Below are 17,230 nucleotides of genomic sequence, written 5' to 3' on the forward strand. Positions count from 1 at the left end.
ATCATCACGCTTTTAAAGATAATTTCTCTATGAGATTTTTTACCGCGTCAATCCGTCCTTCTGGTGTGGCAAGGGCTTTGTCATCCATCATTTTTAGCCCTGTCGCGCCATTCATTTTAAATTTTTTCGGATTCGACTGAATAAGCCCAATAATGGTAATGGCTTCCACAGGGGTGCTGGGTGAAAACTCAAAGGTGACTTGCCGCTCATTGCCATCAATCTTGCTTATCTCCAGCGCTTCAGCCATTAAGCGGATTTGGTGAATGGCAAATAAATTTTTGGTCGGCTCCGGCAAACTGCCAAAACGGTCTAGCATTTCGCTGCGGATGCTAATTAGGCTGTCATAGTCTTCAGCATTGGCGATTTTTTTATAAAACAATAACCGCTGATGCACATCACCCAGATAATCTTCAGGAATGAGTGCCGACAAATGCAGATTAATGTCACTGGTTAGCGATAATGGGGTGTTCAAATCAGGTTGTTTGCCTGCTTTGATGGCTTTGGTGGCACGGTTTAGCATATCCATATAGAGATTAAAACCAACCGCTTGCATATTGCCGCTTTGGTTTTTGCCCAGCAGCTCACCCGCCCCACGAATCTCAAGGTCTTCACTGGCAAGCATAAAGCCTGCCCCCAATGTGTTAGCACGGCTGATGGCATCAAGGCGCTTTTGGGCATCCGTTGTCAAGCCTTTAATAGACGGTACAAGCAGATAACAATAAGCTTGGTGGTGACTGCGACCAACACGCCCACGAAGTTGATGAAGCTGCGCTAGCCCGAATTTATCGGCACGGTTAATGATAATGGTGTTGGCATTGGGGATATCAATGCCCGTTTCGATAATGGTAGTGCACACCAACACATTGTGTTTTTTGTGGTAAAACGATTGCATGATTTGCTCAAGCTCTCGTTCTTTCATTTGACCGTGAGCCACTGCCACCCGAGATTCGGGCACAAGCTCTCGCACGGTTTCTGCCATGCGCTCAATGCTTGCCACATCGTTATGCAGTAAAAACACCTGTCCGCCACGCAATAATTCACGCAAAATCGCTTCTTTGAGTAAGTTATCAGACTTTTGCATGACAAAGGTTTTAATTGCCAACCGCCTTGCCGGGGGCGTGGCAATAATCGACATGTTTCTCATACCCGATAACGCCATGTTCAGCGTGCGCGGTATGGGTGTTGCAGTCATTGATAATACGTCAACATCCGATTGCATGGCTTTGATACGCTCTTTATCTCGGACGCCAAAACGGTGTTCTTCATCAACAATCATCAGACCTAAGTTGGCAAACTTGACATCTTCTTGCAAAATTCGGTGGGTACCGATGACGATATCAATTTTACCTTCGGCTAAGCCTTTGAGAATCGCATCGTGTTGTTTTTTGCTGCCAAAGCGAGAAAGCGACTCAATACGAATGGGCCAATCGGCAAATCGATCCAAAAAGTTGTCTTCGTGTTGCCCAGCAAGCAGCGTCGTCGGTACTAGCACTGCCACTTGATACCCTGCTTGCACTGCAATAAAAGCGGCACGCATTGCCACTTCGGTTTTACCAAAACCGACATCACCGCACACCAGCCTATCCATGGGCTTATTTTGCTTCATATCAAACTTAACCGCCTCAATGGCATTGGCTTGGTCGGGCGTTTCTTCAAACGCAAATTGACTGGCAAATAAGTCATACTGGATTTGGTCAATTGGGAAGTTAATGCCCACTTTGGCATCACGGCGGGCTTGTACGTTGAGCAGTTCTGCCGCCACATCATGAATTTGGCTGAGTGCCTTGGCTTTAGCTTTATCCCATTTACCACTACCTATGGTATGAAGCGGTGCGGTTGCCGAGTCGCCACCCGCATAACGGCTGATGAGTTGCAAATTTGCCACAGGCACATACACACTGGCATCATCTGCATAGGTAAGATGGATGAACTCTTGCAGTTGTCTATCAATCTCAAGGGTAATCAAGCCTTGATAACGCCCAATGCCAAAATCAATATGCACCACAGGGTCGCCGATATTAAGCTCACTGACCGATTTAACCAAAAATTCATCAGACACATCGCTTTGGCGACGGCGGCGAGTCTGTAACACCTGCCGTCCAAACAACTGGGTTTCTGAGAGAATTGCAAACTTATCAGGGAGTAACGCGCCTCGTTCAATCGGTGCAATGGTCAAGGCAATCGCATTACTATGCGCTTCATCCATATTTGCAAGAAAATCGGTCAATCCTGAAACACTTTGTAAATTAAAGCGTTTTTGCAACAGCTCCGATAAAATCTCACGGCGACCCGCAGTTTCGGCAACCAATAATATCGGTTTAGCAAACTGCTCGCGAAATGCCATCAGTCTTTGCAGTGGCTCAGCAAGTTTGTGGTCAACGGTTAAATCAGGTGGTGTGTCAACCAATGCATTGATTGCCCCTGCTTTGGTGTCATCGATTGGCTGTTCGCTGGTGATAATGCGAGGATATTGGGCAATTTTTTCGTTAAAGATATGTTCTGCCAGATACAAATCTTGCGGTGCCACAATCGGTTTTTCGATATCGTGCCTGCGGTCATTGTAGCGAGTTTGGATTTGTTGCCAAAAATTTTGGTAAGCTGTCTCTATTTGATTATCGACGATAAACAAGCTATCTTTGGGCAAATAACTAAAAAAATCCGAGCCATTTTGCCAAGTATCCGTGTCAAAAAATAATGGCTGATAATACTCCACCCCCGCAGGTGCAATGCCGTTCATCACATCGTTAAACAGCTCAAAACGGCGGGCAGATGTGTTGGCAAAGGTGCTGGCAAAATTGGCGCGAAACGTTTCTTTACCCTCATCCAGGGGAAATTCTCGCGCCGGTAAAATCTGAAAGCTGGTGATTTTACCGATAGTTTCACCCGATTTTTTTTGACTATTCATAAACTTGACGTATTGATGGGGGTCACTGTCTTTTAACTCGTCCAAATCCGCTTGGGTCAAGCTACGCTGGGTTTGTGGGTTAAAAAAACGGATGCTCTCAATCTCATCATCAAATAAATCAATGCGCACTGGAAACGGCTGACCAATGGCAAACAAGTCAATCACGCTGCCACGCACAGCAAATTCCCCGGGCTCAAAGACATTATCTACCACATGATAGCCTGCGGTTGCCAGTTTTCGACGTTCGGTTGCCACATCAAAGGTGTCACCCACTGACAAATCAAAGTGTTGCCCCAATAGCCATGAGGCAGGGGCGACACGGTGCATTAAGGTCTGCACTGAAATCAGTAAAATACCATCAGTTGGCATATGGGTAAGCAAATGAATCCGCTCAGAGACAATATCATGGTGCGGTGACAGTTCATCATAGGTAAGCGTTTCCCAATCAGGAAACACATGGGCATCGACCCCACTAAATGCCAACTCTGTTTCAAGCTGATTGAGCTGATTTTGGTCACGGGTCACGACGACTTTTAGGCGGTTTTGCTGACTGCTATCAATGCTAGTCAGACTGGTAAGCCATAGCGCTTGGGCCATGCCTTGTAAATTGCCTAGCCATTTTTTATCATGTTTAGCATTGTCAAACAACGATTGGTTAAGGCGAAAGGAAAGATGAGACAGTGGGTGTGTAACATTCGTCATTGTTATCGGTCTTTTGGTTATAAGTCTTTTGATTAAAAAAGGCGAAAAATAATGACGTTATTGTGGGGGTTTTTGCTGAAAAATTAAAGCTAAAATAGCGGTGTTTTAGCAGACTTTTTGGCAATAACACTTTAACACTTTATCCCTGTAATGCAGCAATCTAGCGTTTTTTACCAAAGTGATATTCAAAAAAAACACCGCCAATTTGACGGTGCTTTTTGTCAAGCTGACGTTATTTTTTGAGCGATTTAGTGATTTGCGCTTTGACAAATTTGGGATTTGAGTTACCCCAGTTGGCGTAGATTTCGGTAAAGAGTGTTCCTGTAATATCTTCGATTTCCGACTGGGTGATTTCGGCACTACCTTGTTTACCAAAGATAACCACCTCATCGCCTGCTTTGACATCGGGGTAATCGGTGACATCGACCATAGTGGTATTCATCGAGATTTTGCCCAATGCAGGGACTTTATGACCATTAATTAAGACATGACCTTTGTTGGTAAAGGTGCGACGGTAGCCGTCTGAATAACCGAATGGTAAATTTGCCAAATAGCTATCTCGTGTCAAGGTATAAGTACGGTCATAGCCAACAGTTGAGCCTTTAGGATAGAAATTGACGCTAGCCACACGGCTTTTGAACGACATAATGTAGTTAAAATCTGGACGTTCATAGTAAGGCTCGCCAAACAAAATCGCCCCTGGACGCACCATATCAAACCAACCTTCTGGCACGTTCAGCGACACAAACGAGTTCGCCGCATGGATGGTGAGTTTTTTACGGTCGAGTTTGGCGGTCTTAATCAGCCAATCGGTGTTTTGTTTAAAACTAGCCAACCCTTTTTGTACATCGGCTTTATCCTCAACAGGAAAATGGGTCATGATACCGACGATGTGGAGATTTTTAAGCTTGGTAATTGCCAAAGCGTCTTGTTTAGATTTCTCAACGCTCAAATCTAAGCCGTTACGGTCCATACCACCGTCGTTGAGTGCCATATGAAAATTAATGACCACGCCCGCTGCTCGTGCGATATCACTGGCAGTTTGGGCTTGTTTAAGGGTACCAAATAACTCTTCGACATTGTATTTTAAGCCGTCTTCAATTTCTTGGTTGGTCGCCGTCCGCACCCGCATCACTCGTCCTTTATAGCCATGCTTGCGGGCGATACGGGCTTCTTCGTTACTGGCAATACCAATACAAGGCACTTGATGTGCAATCACGGTAGGCATCAAATTATCAATGCCAAAGCCATAGGCATCGGCTTTTAAAATCGCACAGATTTGGGATTTACCACCTAGATGTGCGCGCATCGCTTCAATATTATGCCCGTACGCCTCAGTATCTATTTCAAGCCAAGCGTTGGTATTGGCAAGATTAACAATATGAGGATTATCGCCAGCATATGTTAGCGCGGGCGCGGCTTGCGCGGGCGCAGCGTGATACATCACGGTGGCGATGGCAAGCGATAGCAGAGTTTGATGTAGTTTCATAATAATTCCCAAAATGAGATGACAATAAAAAAATCAGAAAAAGCACGCGCTTTCATGCGCTGATGTTAACGCAGTCAAGCCATATAACCAGTTAATATATTAACAATTGATGCAGTTTTTTAACCAACATAGATTACTTTTAAGTTTAGTAGCTTAAGTTAGCTCATTAAAGCAATGATGTCGTACTCACAATCATGCCATTGTTATCAGCATACACAAAGTCGCCATTATTTATCGTGATTCCGCCAAAATTGAGCGTCACGCCCACATCGCCCACACCTTTGCGATTGGATTTGCGGGGGATAGCACCGAGCGCTTGTACGCCGATTGGCATTTTGCCCATATCATCCACATCTCGCACACAGCCATACACAATCACGCCAGCCCAGCCATTATCAACCGCGCTTTGTGCAATCATATCGCCTAGCAAGGCGCAGCGCATTGATGCGCCACCGTCTACCACCAAAACTTTGCCATTGCCTTTCTCATCTTTGCCATTCGTGGCTAACAGCTCTTTAACCCGGCTATTGTCTTCAAAGCATTTGACGGTTACCACTTCACCGCCAAATTTTGTGTTACCGCCATAGCTAAAAAAGCGTTTGCCTTCCATGTTGGGCGCGCAAACTTGACATTCTGGATTATCATCTAATAAATCACAGGTAATAAAATTTTGTAACGTCATGTCGCTCATCATGGCTCCTTAAGTCAATGGTTTTTTTGGGAAAGTTAGTTTCTAAACCGCGTCATCGCTAGCATTTCACCGTTACCGATAACTTGGGTTTTTTTGGCGGTATCAACACGGTTAGCAGATTTTTCATAAGTATGTTTGATGTGCCAATTGTTGCTCACCAGCGCCATTGCCATCGCTACCCTATCGGCTTCTATGGGACGGCCAGGCAGTTTTTTGGGCACAATAGGTTTGATGAGTTTGTACGCTGTCTGCGCGATGGTTTCAAGTTTACGGTCATCGTGTTTGCCAAGCAGCAAAGAGGGACGAAAAATTGCCAACTCTTGAAAGCCTAAATTGCCAATCGCCGTCTCAAGCTCACCTTTGACACGGTTATAAAAAAAGCGACTGTCAGCATTGGCGCCCATCGCCGATAACAAAAAAAACCGCTCTACGCCTTTTTGCTTGCAAGCTTTTGCAAATGCCACATTAAAGGTAAAATCGATTTGTCGAAAAGCCGCTTCACTACCTGCTTCCTTAATGGTGGTACCCAGACAGCTAAAAGCATCGGTGTCTTTACCAATCGACAGCGCAGACACAAATTCATGCATTTGGTTAAAATCTTTGAGCTGGTAGAAATGCATCGAATCACTCAACCCTTTTGGCTGAGAGCGCGCAATGATAATGACTTTTTGATACAAACTGCCAAGTTGAGTGAGTAATGAATTGCCTACCAAGCCGGTTGCACCGATGATTAATGCTGTGCGCTGCATAAAACAATGACCTCAATATGAATATTTTTATGAGTTTTTAATGTCATTTTATTTAATCACAGATAATCAAAACTTTCACCTACAAATACGTTTTTTTCAGCATTGATAGGCATTGCCCGATGGTTTTTTGTTCAATAGACGAAATACGCTGAATAATCTGCCGAATAAGTTGTTATTGTAGCGTGAGTTTGCTAAAATAGCGGGCTTTAAATCCGCTTGATATCGTTAATTGTGTTTCCGTGTCTAGTGATTCAAGGATTCAAGCAACCCTAACTACCCGTGTCTGTAATAAGCGAATGGCTGCTCACTTACTAACAGATCGATTTATATTGCAAATCCAAGGAGATTTACGTGGCAAATTCTGCACAAGCTCGCAAACGCGCTCGTCAAAACGTTAAACGTCGTCAATTAAAAGCATCACAACGTTCTATGGTTCGTACTTTCATCAAACATGTGGTAAAAGCCGTTGAAGATAAAAACTACGAAGCAGCGACTGAAGCTTACAAAAAAGCAGTTCCAGTGATTGACCGTATTGCTGACAAAGGCGTGATTCACAAAAACAAAGCAGCACGTCATAAAAGCCGCTTAAACAAAGCAATTAAAGCCCTTAAAACTGCTTAATTGTTTGTTTCATTAAAAAAGCCAATTCATATTGAATTGGCTTTTTTATTGAGACTGATTTAGCTATAAAATTGATTTAATTATAAAAAAAGCTGAAATCGAAATTTCAGCTTTTTATTTAGTATACCTAAAAGCCCATCGATGCGTTTCATCATGGTTTTAATTATGCTTTTAACTCGGCAAGGACTTGCTCACTGACTTTATCAATCGCTTGTGTACCATCAAATTTGGCATAGCGAGGCGCGTTTTGACCGGATTTTGCCAAGTCTTGATAAAAACCAACCAAAGCTTCTGTTTGGTTATGATAAGTCGCTAAACGATCGCGGATGGTATCTTCTTTATCGTCATCACGCTGAACCAATTCTTCACCGGTTTCGTCATCTTTACCTTCCACTTTGGGTGGATTATAGACCACATGGTACACGCGACCTGAAGCAGGATGAGAGCGACGACCTGACAAACGAGACACGATGTCTTCATCAGGTACGGCAATTTCTACCACGTTATCGATGTGTACGCCTGCATCCGCTAACGCTTGCGCTTGTGGAATGGTACGCGGAAAGCCATCAAAAATGCAGCCGTTGGCGCAATCTGGCTGCGCAATACGGGCTTTAACTAGGTTGATAATTAAATCATCTGAGACAAGTCCACCGGCATCCATGATACTTTTGGCTTGTTTGCCAAGCTCAGTACCTTCTTTGATAGCGGCACGCAGCATATCACCTGTTGAAATTTGTGGAATATTAAATTCCTTGGTGATGATTTGTGCTTGGGTACCCTTACCAGCGCCAGGTGGCCCTAAAAGAATAATACGCTTCATAAACCTATTCCTTAAGTCGAAATTATTAAAATCGCCCTATCTCATTACTGCAATAGCAAAAAAGACCCACAAATGGTGTGTTCGAATAACTAACAGTTTTGAAATACTGGGTTAACAATACTCGTTAACCGCTAAAATCTCAAGCAATTTTTGCAAAATAATTTAAATTGATAGCGGTATTAAAAATAAAAATGTGGCAAAATTTAATCCGCTTTCCATTCAATTAAGCCCCTACTCAATCAAGAAATTTTTCATAACGATTTAAGGCACGATTTTATCAATCAATACCGTTGTCAAGTCGGCCGTTTTCTCTAGCGGTACGGGGTTACTCGTCAAGTCACCGCTTTGCGGCATGGCGTCACCTGAAGCACTAACCCGGGCGGTAATCACCAATGCCTCATTCGTGCTAATCGCCGAACTTAAGGTCATGGTCGGCATGATGCTATCGTTATCGCTGATGTTAATTGTCATACCATTGATGGTTAAGCTATCTGCTGACAGTTTTTTGGCAGCAACAGGGGGGCCACCTGCCATCTTACGCACATTAACAAATAAGCTTTCGCCTTTTTTCACCCGTCCTAATATCTCAGGGGTGACTTTAACATTGACTGTAATCGCCTGTTCGCCTTGGGCTTCCCGCTGATTGATGGTCTGCTCAAGTTCAGATAAGCTGTTTAAAGCTTGGGTATGATCGCCAGGACGCGCTTGGATTTCGGTGCGTAGCAGTTCTACCCATTTTCGAGACTGCGCGTAGTTACCCGCTCGCATTTCGCCCATTGCCATCAGCATTTGTGCGCCTTGGTGTTTAGGACTTTTGGCTAGAATATGCTCAACCACTTGACGGGTTTTGTCATCCATTACCCCGCCTTGGGTAAAAAAGCTAGTTTGGGCGTAGGTGATGGCAACTTTTTCATCATCAGGATTGAGACGATACGCCCTTGCCAAGGCTTCAATTGCTTGCTCGGGTGCTTGCAAAGCTACAAACACTTCAGACAGACGGAACCAACGCAGCGGATCGGTGGCATGATGATGCACATTGGTTTGCATGGCACTAATTAGTCCCACACTGTCTTTGGTCGCCCATTCGGGTGGCGTATCGATTTTTGCGGTCAGCAAATCATCTGCGACTTGTCCCAAGCGATTTTGTGCATCCCATAACTGATAGACGGGCGTGCGGTCGGCAATCATCACATAAGCCATCGCAGATAATAGCGGAATCCAGATGATAACTATCAGACGGCTTTTCCAATTGGGGGTAAAATGGCTGGTATCTTGATTGTCACTGATGTCTAGTAATTGACGCTCTAACGCCAGTTTTTGGGTTTGATAAGTCGCCTCATCGATTTGACCCTCGCCAAAATCGGCATCAAGTTCTACCAACCGTTGTTTAAATACTTCAATATTGAGCGTTAGTAACTGATTATCAGCGCGATTGGCAATAGCGTGATGGTCTTGGGTTTGCAACCAAGGTAACAAAATAAATACCGCAAGCGTGATAGCAAACAAAAGCGCGACAATGATAAAAATAATTAGCGTTGACATTAATTTTCCTTAACCGCTGCTTGATTGATTTCACTAGTTTTAGCATTGGCAGCGTTATCATTGGCGTTTAACAAGTCTTGTAATCGCTGTTGTTCGGCGGCTGAAAGTGGCGCATAGCCGTCTTCTATGGGATTGGCAATGACAGCGGCACGTTTTGACGAATTACGGTTACGAATAAACCAAGCCAGCATTACAAACACCAACAGCACAGGCGGAAAAAACCATAAAATCCAGGTAGATGGGCGCACAGGGGGTTTGTAGCTAATAAAATCACCGTAGCGCTCATTCATATACTGGCGAATTTCGGCGTCGGAACGACCGTCTTTGACCATGTCATAAGTCTTTTGTTTTAAATCTTGTGCAATTGGCGCATCGGAACCTGCCAAGTTTTGGTTTTGACATTTTGGACAACGAAATTCTTCAATGAGCGCACGATACTGGGCTTCTTGGCGCGGGTTGTCAAATTGGTAGGTATCAATATTTGCCCAAGCCGACATGGATAACCCTGCGACTAGCAACACCACACCCATCAGGTGACGAATTTTTGCAAATGTGATACTCATTGGCACACCTCACGGATTTTAGCATCAGCGGCTTGTTCACGCAGCGCAGTCATACAAGGCAATACTTGCTTGTTGTAGCGCTCTTCGTTGATTTCCCCCAAGATATGCTGGCGCACATTGCCTTTGCCATCAACCACAAACGACTCTGGCACACCTGTCAGACCCAAATCAATGCCAAAATTCCCTTCTTTATCTTGCACATTGAGGGTAAATGGGTCTTCATGGGTGTTGAGATAATCAAGCGCGTCTTTGGTTTCATCTTTATAATTGACCCCAACAATCGGCACGCCTGCCTTTGACATTTGCAATAAAAAGGGGTGTTCAACTTTACAAGTCACACACCAAGATGCCCATACATTGAGTAAAAATGGCTGTTTGGGTAGCTGTGCTTGGGTAATCATTTGTGATGGGTTACCCAAAGACGGTAAGCTAAAGCTTGGCAAAGCGCGATTGAGCGAGGTGTTGGTCACTACCGTGGTATCTTTGCCCAACCGCGTATAAAACAGCGCAATGATAATCAAAAAAAGCACCAAAGGAATCAAAAACCACAGTTGTCTTTTACGCATTGCCATGAGCACTCTCCTGACCTAACTCACTGTCATTTTTTACCAACACGGGGGCGATTGCCGCTGCTGTGTTAATCGCTGCCAAATTCCCCGACTTGTCATCACTCATATCAGCAAGTCTCGGCAGTTTACGATAGCGTTTATCAAACATACTTAAAATCGCACCCAGCGCCAGCACAAAACCGCCCCACCACACCCAGCGTACGCCAGGTTTGATATAGATACGCACCGCCCATTTAGTGGCAGTGGCTTCCGTTTGATTAACCCCTAAAATCGGCTCACCCATTGCCATATAGATATCTCTTAATGGGTTGTACTGGATAGAAGCTTCGGTCATGGGCATTTGACTGACCACATAATGGCGTTTTTCTGGATAAAGGGTCGCGACCAGTTGGTTATTTTTACGAACACTGACCACCGCTTGGGTAGCATCAAAGTTTGCGCCGCGAATTTTTTTTAGCTCATCCATCGTGAACTGGTAGCCTTGTACTTCAACCGATTGGTTTTTTTGCATGGCAATGTCTTTTTCGATACTTAAGCTTGTGGTAATGGCAATACCCATCACGGATAGCAAAATACCCAAATGCGCCAGCTGCATTCCCCAATAGCCCATGTGCAGACGTTTTAGCCCAGCGCCCAGCGAGCGCGCGTTACGGGTTTTGTCTTTGATATCAATCACCATCCATACCAACACCCATAAACACAATGCCGCTGACATAAAGATATTGATGTTGATACTACTGACCAAGAAATAGCTTAAAACCCCGGCTAACACAAAACAACTGGCTAAAATCGCCAAGCCTATACCTAACAATGGACGGGTGTCTTTTTTCCAACGGCTGACCGGTCCAATGGCTAAAAACAACAACAATAACCAAGTTAACGGCACAAATAACGCATTAAAATAGGGCGCTCCCACCGATACTTGACCCAGTTTTAACGCATCGGCCAGCATTGGATAAAGTGTGCCAATGACCACCACGATGGTTGAGACTAATATAATAATGTTATTGATGACCAATAATGTCTCACGAGATTTGAGCTGATAATGGCTTTCTTGGGTTAAACGCCAACCGCGCCACGCAAACATCGCCAGACCGCCACCGATTACCACGCCCAAAATCACTAGGATAAACAGACCGCGGGTAGGGTCTGCGGCAAATGAGTGAACCGAGGTAATGACCCCCGAACGTACCAAAAACGTACCCAATAAACTCAAGGCAAAGCTGAAAATCGCCAACATAATCGTCCAAGCTTTGAACACGCCGCGCTTTTCGGTGACTGCCAATGAATGTAATAATGCCACCCCACCGAGCCAAGGCATAAAGGACGCGTTTTCCACAGGATCCCAAAACCACCAGCCGCCCCAGCCAAGCTCGTTGTATGCCCACATGGAGCCAAACACGATGCCCAGTGTCAAACAGCACCAAGCCGCTAGTGTCCAAGGACGCGACCAACGCGTCCACACCGCATCTAACCGACCTGCCCACAATGCTGCCATGGCAAAGGCAAACGGTACTACCGCGCCCACATAGCCCATATACAGCATCGGCGGGTGAAAAATTAATCCGGGGTCTTGTAGTAGTGGATTCAAATCTTTGCCATCCACTGGGATGCTGGGTAGACTGCGATTAAAAGGTGACGACACAAAAATCACCATGCTTAGCATCATCATTTGCACAAAGGCTATAATCACCAACACGCGTGCGCGCATGGCAAGCGGCAAGCTTCGACTAAAAACAGCCACCGCCGCGCCCCAAGTCGCCAAAATGGTGACCCACAGTAACAGTGAGCCTTCATGCCCACCCCACGTGGCTGATAGGCGATAGTACCAAGGTAGCAAAGAATTTGACTGATTAGCGACATAAATCAACGTAAAATCATTGGCATAAAACCCATACATCAGGCACAAAAATGACGTACCGGTTGCCAAAAACTGAGCAATGGCAAAACTTCCTGCCAGTCGTTGCCAAGCAGGTTGGTGTTTGAACACCCCCACTGCTGGTAAAATAACCTGTAAAATGGCAATCACCAAGGCTGAAATAAGCGCAAAATAGCCCAATTCAGTAATTAACATACCCACTGCTCCTATCGCTGTAGTGGTTATCACACTGTAGAATTTTCACCAAAAAAATGGGTCAAACTAATAAAACACCAATATCAAATGTATCCAGCCCGCCAAAAACCCTGTCACACCGCCCAAAATAATCAGTGTTAATTCATCTTCACGAAAGGCAGGACGCAACAGATTCTGAAATTCATTGGGCGTCAATGCGCGAATTCGGTCTCGAAACATCCCAAAGATTTTTTCTGCGCGGCTAAGGTTAAGCTCAGGATTGCTCATCGGCACCATGGTCGCTGCAATCGACTTATCAATAATCACGTGTCTGAGCTGACCAAACTCTTTACGACCCAGACCAAATTTCAAGCTGGTTTGAATCACCTGTGATTCCAAAACTGGGTTTAGGTGTTTTTTAATCAGCTCACGCGTTTGCATCGCACGGCTGCCATACATCATTTCATACATGATATTTTTGAGCGTGACCAAATCTTTGACCACAATCTCAGCAAACACCTCAGAGACCTCAGGCTGGCGTTTCATAAAACCACCTTGCCAGTTAAATTGTCCCATATGCGGTTTTTCAAAGCGGATAAATGGCAGCGATTTGCTAAAACTAAAAAATTTGGGATAGCGATAATAATGCGGCTCAATTGGATTAAATACCATCCAAATGGCAATCCAGTTGGTCAACAGCCCCCAAATCGCGGCAAAAAACGGCACCGTCCAATGCTGCGGCACAAACCAAAAAATCGCCATCTGCAAAATACCGAATACAAATCCAATCAGCGCACTGATATGCCAAATAAAATTAATCTCTTTTTGACCTACCTTCAAAAACATCCGCACCATCAGCGCACGGTCGCTTTCCATCTTGTTGACAATCATCTCGCGCATATCAACCAAGTTTTCGACATTGTAGGTCAAGTCGAGCACCAGATTTTTCATGATAGCTGGCAATTGCTCGTGTCCATAGGCATAGATACGGCGTTTGACAGCAAAAGGCAGATTCGCCCATAGCGTTGCCGAGCGCTCATTCATGATTTCATCAATCAGCAAATCCAAGTTTTGGTTCATGGTTTGGCTGATAAAATCTGCCACTTCTTCAGGGTGCATGGCTTGGAAAAACTCATCGAGTGAGCCAAGCTTGGATAAAGTTTGGTCAACGATAATCCCCGATATTTTACCCGCTTTGCGTGGCACAATGCCCTGCCAGCCGATACCACCGCCTGGGAACCCTTGAATCTTAATGCCCCAAAAATGAATGGGGTAAAATAGCATCTTGAGTGCCATCCATACATGCGCCCAAGTCACGACTGCTGTCACAAATGGAATGGTCAGCATAGCGAAAAATTGCGGATGGGTTGCAAGCTTGTGCCAAATTTCTGCAAACATATCAAAAAAGCTCACATGGTGAAAAAGCTAAAATCAAAGGACCATAAAACCGAGATGACATTATAAGGGTTGCTTGAAAACGTCTATAATATAAGTGGGTTAATAGGGGTGCGTTCAAACCGCTAGATTTTAGCACAGAAAGATATATTTTGCCTGAAGAAGTTATATTTTTAGCGGTTTTGCGTCCCTATGTTATCATCCATATTGCCGTCAATGCGGTTATCATAATTTGATACATTTGTTTTGACAGCAGCCGTTAGTTATTTGCGATTTTGGCAGGATTTGGGCATGCTTATTTGCCACATTTTATGCTAGTATATCGCTCTTAAATTTTGATTTTAGCCACCAATAGGTAGGTGGGTGATATCCCTATATTTGTTCATCGCACCGCGACCCTTTTTAAAACCGTTCTAATTGCTGTTACCCGCTTATGAAACCACCCCATTATTCAGATATGCAACGTGAAAATCTCATCTTTCGCCGCCGGGTAATTTTGGCATCGGTGTTTGTTTTTTTGGGCTTGGTTGGCTTGATTGTACGCTATGCTTATCTACAAATTTATACCCATGACCAGTACGTCACCCAGTCTGACAATAATCGTATCAAGCTGGTTTCTGCACCGCCCAGTCGCGGCTACATTTATGACCGGAACGGCGTGATTTTGGCAGATAACCAGCCTGTTTTTACCGCTGTCATCAGTCCTGATGAAATTGACAATCCTGACAATACCTTGGCACTACTCACCCCGATTTTTCAGTTGACACCTGAAGAAATCAGTGAAGCTTCAAAAGCCCTTAAAAAAAGTAAAAATGAACCTGTCACCATTAAAATTGGACTTACCGAACAGCAAGTTGCCCAGTTTAGTGAACGCAAACCGTTTTTTAAAGGCGTGACGATTCAAAGTAAACTCACGCGCACCTATCCCTACAGTGACTTATTTGCCCATGTGATTGGCTATGTTGGGCGTATCAGCGACAACGATAGTAAAAAGCTGGATAAAAAGCTGTATGCAGGCACCGATTTGATAGGTAAAACAGGGATTGAAAAATATTACGAGTCGCTGCTACTGGGCAAACCCGGTTATCAATCAATTGAAACCAATGCCTATGGCGATATCATCAAAAAACTCGATACCAAACCACCCATTCCCGGCAATGATATTTATCTAAGCCTTGATTATGGGTTACAAAAATTGACCAGCGATTTATTAAATGGTAAACGCGGCGCCGCGGTGGCAATTGACCCCAGCACTGGCGAGATTTTAGCCTTTGTGAGCAATCCAAGTTTTGACCCCAATCCCTTTATCACTGGAATTAGTAGCAGAGAATACAAGGCACTGCAACAAGACCCCGACATGCCACTGTACAACCGTGCGCTACAAGGGCAATACCCCCCGGGTTCTTCTATCAAACCGATTGAGGGTTTGGCAGGGATTCATTACGGCATCATGGGATGGGACAGTAGTATTTATGATCCGGGTTATTTTAGTCTGCCTGGCGATAGCCATAAATTTCGTGACTGGAAAAAATCGGGTCATGGTAACGTCAATTTGCATAAATCCGTGGTCGAATCTGTCGATACCTACTACTACAAGCTGTCTTATCAACTGGGTATTGACCGGCTTCATGATTGGATGACGCGTTTTAATTTTGGTAGTAAAACGGGCATTGATTTGCCGGGAGAAAAAACCGGGGTCTACCCTTCTACTGAGTGGAAAATGAAAACCTATAAAAAAGCCTGGTTGCCTGGGGAAACCATTTCTGTGAGTATCGGGCAAGGGTATTTTTTGGCGACACCCTTACAGATTGCCAACGGTATCGCCATGCTAGCCGGTGATGGACAGCATTTAACCCCCCATCTGCTCAAAAAATCCACCGGTGCCGAACATGTCACCCCTATTGAAAAGCCCGATGGTAAAATTCAATACAACGGTAACCCCAATGATTGGCAGCGTATGCACCTAGCCATGGAAGATGTGGTCAAAAAAGGCACAGCGCATAATATCTATACGCCAACTTATCGCATCGCTGGCAAAACAGGCACAGCGCAGGTCAAATCTATCGCACAAGGCAAACGCTATAACGAAGCCGCGCTTGACTCGCGTCACTGGGATCATGGCTGGTTTGTTGGCTTTGCCCCAGTAGAAAACCCGCAAATTGCCATTGCCGTCATCGTAGAAAATGGGCGGCATGGTGGCTGGGTAGCACCGATTGTGCGTAAAATGATGGATTATTGGCTCATTGATAAAATCAAAAACCCGATTGTGCCACCGTCGCCTGAAGAACTTGTCAAAATCAACGCCGAAAAACAAGCCGCCAAATTGCAACGTGAAGCGTTAGTTTTGTCGGGTAAACCTATTATCGCAAAACCCAATACCGCCAAACTCACTGCAGTGGGTGGTGCTGACTGACGTATGACTTCCAAACTATGATGTCCAAACTTAGCAAACGAGCCAATAAAGCCACCAAATCCCCGCCAGTTTCTCACGTGCGTATCATCGGCGGCGAGTATCGTCGGCGTTTGGTAGCGTTTATCGATGCCGATGGGTTACGGCCCACGCCTGACCGTGTCCGAGAGACAGTATTCAACTGGCTTGCCGATGAGTTAGTCAATGCCAAGGTACTAGATTGCTGTGCTGGTAGTGGGGTGCTCGGTTTTGAAGCCTTGTCGAGAGGTGCCAAGCAGTTAACTTCTATCGAGCCTAACCATGAGCAATTTAGGCAAATTAAAGCCACCCAAGCCCTGTTAGGTATTGCTGATACAAAAATTGTGACAATGCAAGCTACAATACAACAAGCCTTACCACAACTGGCAAACACCGAGCCGTTTGATGTGGTGTTTATCGACCCACCTTATCAACTAGCGTTATGGGATACAATCTTGCATGGGTTAATAAACCATCAGTTAATCCATCCGCAGTCATTACTGTATATCGAAAGCGATCAAGATCATACACAATTGTTAGCATCTTTTACCGCGTCACTTGAGCCACTTAAATATAAAAAAATGGGGCAAATTTTTGCCGGCATTTATCAGCTCAAAACGCTTTAATTCAAAGCATATCAATTAAAAGCATTTTAATTCAAAGCGTTTTAATTTAGCCATTAAAAAACCGACTGGATTAACCC

At 44.7% G+C, this 17,230-nt stretch carries 13 protein-coding genes; 3 read left to right on the plus strand and 10 right to left on the minus strand.

From position 1 onward, the window contains the following. Window positions 1-4: 4 nt before the first annotated feature. The 4 genes from mfd to RTS09_RS05005 form a co-directional block, all read right to left on the minus strand. On the minus strand, window positions 5-3,607 hold the full coding sequence (gene mfd / locus RTS09_RS04990; RefSeq protein ID WP_312534884.1) for a transcription-repair coupling factor: 3,603 nt from the start codon (window positions 3,605-3,607) through the stop codon (window positions 5-7). Between the two features lie 232 nt (window positions 3,608-3,839). Then, a complete protein-coding gene (gene alr / locus RTS09_RS04995) occupies window positions 3,840-5,096 on the minus strand; it encodes an alanine racemase (protein ID WP_312534887.1) in 1,257 nt (418 codons plus the stop codon). A 166-nt stretch (window positions 5,097-5,262) separates the two neighbouring features. Beyond that, window positions 5,263-5,778: a ribonuclease E activity regulator RraA gene (rraA, locus tag RTS09_RS05000; RefSeq protein ID WP_312534889.1), complete on the minus strand. Its 516-nt coding sequence runs from the start codon at window positions 5,776-5,778 to the stop codon at window positions 5,263-5,265. 44 nt (window positions 5,779-5,822) lie between these two features. Then, window positions 5,823-6,536, minus strand: a complete 714-nt coding sequence (locus RTS09_RS05005) for an NAD(P)H-binding protein (RefSeq protein WP_312534892.1) — start codon at window positions 6,534-6,536, stop codon at window positions 5,823-5,825. Window positions 6,537-6,887: 351 nt separating this feature from the next. Between RTS09_RS05005 and rpsT the strand changes: the two genes are divergently transcribed. Next, on the plus strand, window positions 6,888-7,157 hold the full coding sequence (gene rpsT, locus RTS09_RS05010) for a 30S ribosomal protein S20 (RefSeq protein WP_007117302.1): 270 nt from the start codon (window positions 6,888-6,890) through the stop codon (window positions 7,155-7,157). Between the two features lie 163 nt (window positions 7,158-7,320). Here the strand turns inward: rpsT and adk are convergent, their stop codons facing one another. The 6 genes from adk to RTS09_RS05040 form a co-directional block, all read right to left on the minus strand. Continuing rightward, a complete protein-coding gene (adk, locus tag RTS09_RS05015; protein WP_224054072.1) occupies window positions 7,321-7,977 on the minus strand; it encodes an adenylate kinase in 657 nt (218 codons plus the stop codon). 261 nt (window positions 7,978-8,238) lie between these two features. After that, on the minus strand, window positions 8,239-9,519 hold the full coding sequence (gene ccmI, locus RTS09_RS05020; protein WP_312534900.1) for a c-type cytochrome biogenesis protein CcmI: 1,281 nt from the start codon (window positions 9,517-9,519) through the stop codon (window positions 8,239-8,241). Next, on the minus strand, window positions 9,519-10,082 hold the full coding sequence (locus RTS09_RS05025) for a cytochrome c-type biogenesis protein (protein ID WP_007115275.1): 564 nt from the start codon (window positions 10,080-10,082) through the stop codon (window positions 9,519-9,521). The genes ccmI and RTS09_RS05025 overlap by 1 nt, the downstream gene beginning before the upstream one ends. Next, a complete protein-coding gene (locus tag RTS09_RS05030; RefSeq protein WP_050325568.1) occupies window positions 10,079-10,654 on the minus strand; it encodes a DsbE family thiol:disulfide interchange protein in 576 nt (191 codons plus the stop codon). Before RTS09_RS05030 ends, RTS09_RS05025 begins: the two co-directional genes overlap by 4 nt. After that, window positions 10,641-12,725 carry a heme lyase CcmF/NrfE family subunit gene (locus tag RTS09_RS05035; RefSeq protein WP_312534903.1) on the minus strand — a complete coding sequence of 695 codons (2,085 nt, stop codon included), beginning with the start codon at window positions 12,723-12,725 and terminating at the stop codon, window positions 10,641-10,643. The genes RTS09_RS05030 and RTS09_RS05035 overlap by 14 nt, the downstream gene beginning before the upstream one ends. Before the next feature lie 66 nt (window positions 12,726-12,791). Beyond that, entirely contained in the window at window positions 12,792-14,102 is a 1,311-nt protein-coding gene (locus RTS09_RS05040) for a DUF445 domain-containing protein (protein WP_312534906.1), read from the minus strand. A gap of 430 nt (window positions 14,103-14,532) precedes the next feature. Between RTS09_RS05040 and mrdA the strand changes: the two genes are divergently transcribed. Both mrdA and rsmD read left to right on the plus strand, forming a co-directional pair. Then, window positions 14,533-16,512 (plus strand): penicillin-binding protein 2, encoded by a 1,980-nt coding sequence (gene mrdA / locus RTS09_RS05045; protein ID WP_312534909.1) that lies wholly within the window; start codon window positions 14,533-14,535, stop codon window positions 16,510-16,512. Window positions 16,513-16,529: 17 nt separating this feature from the next. After that, window positions 16,530-17,153 (plus strand): 16S rRNA (guanine(966)-N(2))-methyltransferase RsmD, encoded by a 624-nt coding sequence (gene rsmD, locus RTS09_RS05050; protein WP_312534912.1) that lies wholly within the window; start codon window positions 16,530-16,532, stop codon window positions 17,151-17,153. Window positions 17,154-17,230 lie beyond the last annotated feature (77 nt).

The sequence above is a fragment of the Moraxella sp. CTOTU47618 genome (assembly GCF_032017425.1).
GTDB classification, from domain to species: domain Bacteria; phylum Pseudomonadota; class Gammaproteobacteria; order Pseudomonadales; family Moraxellaceae; genus Faucicola; species Faucicola tetraodonis.

Excerpts from the sequence above, each read along its gene's own strand:
- mfd (WP_312534884.1), bottom strand. The coding sequence starts at position 3,607 with ATGACGAATGTTACACACCCACTGTCTCATCTTTCCTTTCGCCTTAAC.
- alr (WP_312534887.1), bottom strand. The coding sequence starts at position 5,096 with ATGAAACTACATCAAACTCTGCTATCGCTTGCCATCGCCACCGTGATG.
- rraA (WP_312534889.1), bottom strand. The coding sequence starts at position 5,778 with ATGACGTTACAAAATTTTATTACCTGTGATTTATTAGATGATAATCCA.
- RTS09_RS05005 (WP_312534892.1), bottom strand. The coding sequence starts at position 6,536 with ATGCAGCGCACAGCATTAATCATCGGTGCAACCGGCTTGGTAGGCAAT.
- adk (WP_224054072.1), bottom strand. The coding sequence starts at position 7,977 with ATGAAGCGTATTATTCTTTTAGGGCCACCTGGCGCTGGTAAGGGTACC.
- ccmI (WP_312534900.1), bottom strand. The coding sequence starts at position 9,519 with ATGTCAACGCTAATTATTTTTATCATTGTCGCGCTTTTGTTTGCTATC.
- RTS09_RS05025 (WP_007115275.1), bottom strand. The coding sequence starts at position 10,082 with ATGAGTATCACATTTGCAAAAATTCGTCACCTGATGGGTGTGGTGTTG.
- RTS09_RS05030 (WP_050325568.1), bottom strand. The coding sequence starts at position 10,654 with ATGGCAATGCGTAAAAGACAACTGTGGTTTTTGATTCCTTTGGTGCTT.
- RTS09_RS05035 (WP_312534903.1), bottom strand. The coding sequence starts at position 12,725 with ATGTTAATTACTGAATTGGGCTATTTTGCGCTTATTTCAGCCTTGGTG.
- RTS09_RS05040 (WP_312534906.1), bottom strand. The coding sequence starts at position 14,102 with ATGTTTGCAGAAATTTGGCACAAGCTTGCAACCCATCCGCAATTTTTC.
- mrdA (WP_312534909.1), top strand. The coding sequence starts at position 14,533 with ATGAAACCACCCCATTATTCAGATATGCAACGTGAAAATCTCATCTTT.
- rsmD (WP_312534912.1), top strand. The coding sequence starts at position 16,530 with ATGATGTCCAAACTTAGCAAACGAGCCAATAAAGCCACCAAATCCCCG.